At 71.4% G+C, this 2268-nt stretch carries 3 protein-coding genes; 1 reads left to right on the forward strand and 2 read right to left on the reverse strand.

Features of this window, described 5'->3' with window-relative positions; translation table 11 throughout:
• Positions 1-288 precede the first annotated feature (288 nt).
• Together RWX45_RS05735 and RWX45_RS05740 are read right to left on the reverse strand one after the other, a co-directional pair.
• Positions 289-1053 carry an SDR family NAD(P)-dependent oxidoreductase gene (locus tag RWX45_RS05735; protein ID WP_316022808.1) on the reverse strand — a complete coding sequence of 255 codons (765 nt, stop codon included), beginning with the start codon at positions 1051-1053 and terminating at the stop codon, positions 289-291.
• 67 nt (positions 1054-1120) lie between these two features.
• Positions 1121-2104: a PfkB family carbohydrate kinase gene (locus tag RWX45_RS05740; RefSeq protein WP_316022809.1), complete on the reverse strand. Its 984-nt coding sequence runs from the start codon at positions 2102-2104 to the stop codon at positions 1121-1123.
• Positions 2105-2174: 70 nt separating this feature from the next.
• Between RWX45_RS05740 and RWX45_RS05745 the strand changes: the two genes are divergently transcribed.
• Positions 2175-2268: NAD(P)-binding domain-containing protein (locus RWX45_RS05745; RefSeq protein WP_316022810.1), on the forward strand; the 94-nt coding region annotated here is incomplete at its 3' end.

Here is a 2268-nt window from a genome sequence, read left to right on the forward strand (position 1 = left end):
CGGTCAGGATGGTTGCCGCATGACCAGGTCTATGCCCCCAGGAAACCTGAGCGGCTCGCTAAGACTTAGCCGGCCCTCAGCAACTTCGCCCGGTCTCGGCACGTCACTTGTGCCGGTCTCGGCACGTCACTTGTGCCGGTCTCGGTACGTCATTAGTGCCGGTTTCGGCACGTCATTAGTGCCGGTTTCGGTGACACTGCGCCGCCCTGCGCTGCCCTGCACCGGGCCGCACCGGGCCGCACCGAGCCACGCTGCCTGCACCGGCCTGCACCGTTGGAATCTATGATCTCAGCTACGCGCGACCACCGTGTTGGAGGCCTGGGCGCGGGGGCGGACGATAAGGGAGTCGATGTTGACGTGGGCGGGGCGTTCAAGCGTCCACACAATGCATTCGGCGATGTCCTCGGCTACCAGCGGCTCCGCGACGCCGGCATAAACCGCCTTGGCACGCTCACTGTCGCCATGGAACCGGTTCATCGAAAACTCCGCGGTGGCCACCATGCCCGGGGCGATTTCGATGACGCGCACCGGCTCGCCGACGAGTTCCAGGCGCAGCGTATTGGCGATCACCCGTTCCGCATGCTTAGCGGCCACGTAGCCCGCGCCGCCGGGATAGGTGTCGTGCGCGGCGGTGGAAGTGAGGAAGACCAGGTCTCCGCCGCGCTGACGCAGGCCGGGCAGGAAGGCCTGGGTGACCCGCAGTGCGGCCAGGGCATTGCGCTCGTACATGGTGGACCATTCCTCCACGCTGCCGTCGGCGACGGGATCGGCGCCCAGGGCCCCACCGGCGTTATTGACGATGGCGTCAACCGGGCCGTCGGCAAGGACCTCGGCGGCGAGGCGGTCGACGTCGGCCTGTGACTGCAGATCGGCGGCAACCCAGGTGCAGCCGGTCTGCTCCGCCAGAGCGGCAAGCCGTTCGGTGCGACGCGCCGTGGCGACGACGTCCCAATGGTGAGCGCGCAAGAGTCTCACGGTAGCCTCGCCGATTCCCGTGGAGGCGCCGGTCACGAGCGCGCGGCGGGGAGCGGACGGTGCGGCGGTGTGGTTCATTGTTCGCAATCCTCTCGACTCGTGTCGGCGGCGGCACCGGCGCGAGGGGACCGACACCGGACCGGGGTCAATCGTAGCCAGCCGGCCCTGCCACGGCGACGACGACGGCCGCAGCCCGTCCTGCCAGCTCGAGGGCGTGAGCCGCATCGAAGCCGTCCGCGAGCGCGGCCATGATTCCGGCGGTGTGGGCGTCACCGGCGCCGTCGGTGTCCACCACGCGCACGGGCACGGCAGGCGCGTGCACGGGTGCGGCGCCATCAGCCGCCAGCCAGGTGGCGCCCCGCGAGCCCTGCCGCAGGACCACGTCGCAGCGGTGGCGCCCCGCCCAGGTGCTCAGGCGAGCCTCCAGGCTGCCCGCATCCGCATGGCAGGACTCACCGTCCTCCTCGGCTACCAGCAGCGCGGTCGCCTCCTGCTCGTTGATGGTGAGGACGTCGCAGCGCTCCCGCACCGCTGCCCACTCTGGCAGCTCCGCGAGTTCCCCTAGGCGGGCCCCGGGGTCGAGGACGAGGGCCACGTCGTCGCTCAGGGAAGCGGCCCACTGCGCCAGCTGCCCGCCGGCGGCCAGGAGTTGGAAACCGGATACGTAGACGACGGCGTCCGCCGGCACCGCAAGTGCCGCCAGCTGCGCCGGCGACCAATCCATCTCGCAGCCGGGCACGGTCAAGAAGGTGCGTTCCCCGTCGGGGGTGACCAGTGTGTGGCAGACACCGTTGTCCTGCCCATGGGCGGGCAGGAGGCTGGGGGTGCCCAGCGCCGTCAGTTCGGCCTGGACACGCGCGGCCGCCGTCCCGGTGCCCACCGTCAGCGCCGCCGTGGGGGCGTACCCCAGGCGAACCAGCATGCGCAGCACGTTGAGGGCCGACCCGCCCACGGCGGAGGCGATGTGGCGCAGCCACACGTGTCCCCCGGGCCGCGGCACGGCGGGGACGGCATACACCTCCTCGGCAAGTGCGGCGCCGACCACGAGCAGTGGGCGCCGCCCGCCCGCTGGCGATGCGGCACGCCCCGGAGCGGGGTGGCCGGGTAACGGTGGCAATGGCTGGGGCACGCCGTGAGGCTACCCCGGGGTCGGGACGCTGCGCGGCCCGAGCTGCCCGCCGGGGCACTACCCTGGGGGCATGACGGTGTACGGCTTCATCGGTGCGGGCAATATGGCGGGCGCGATTGTGCGCGGGAGCATCGCGGCGGGTACGCCCGCCGACCAGATCCTGC

This window comes from Actinomyces sp. MRS3W, from assembly GCF_032465695.1.
In the GTDB taxonomy this organism is placed as follows: domain Bacteria; phylum Actinomycetota; class Actinomycetes; order Actinomycetales; family Actinomycetaceae; genus Actinomyces.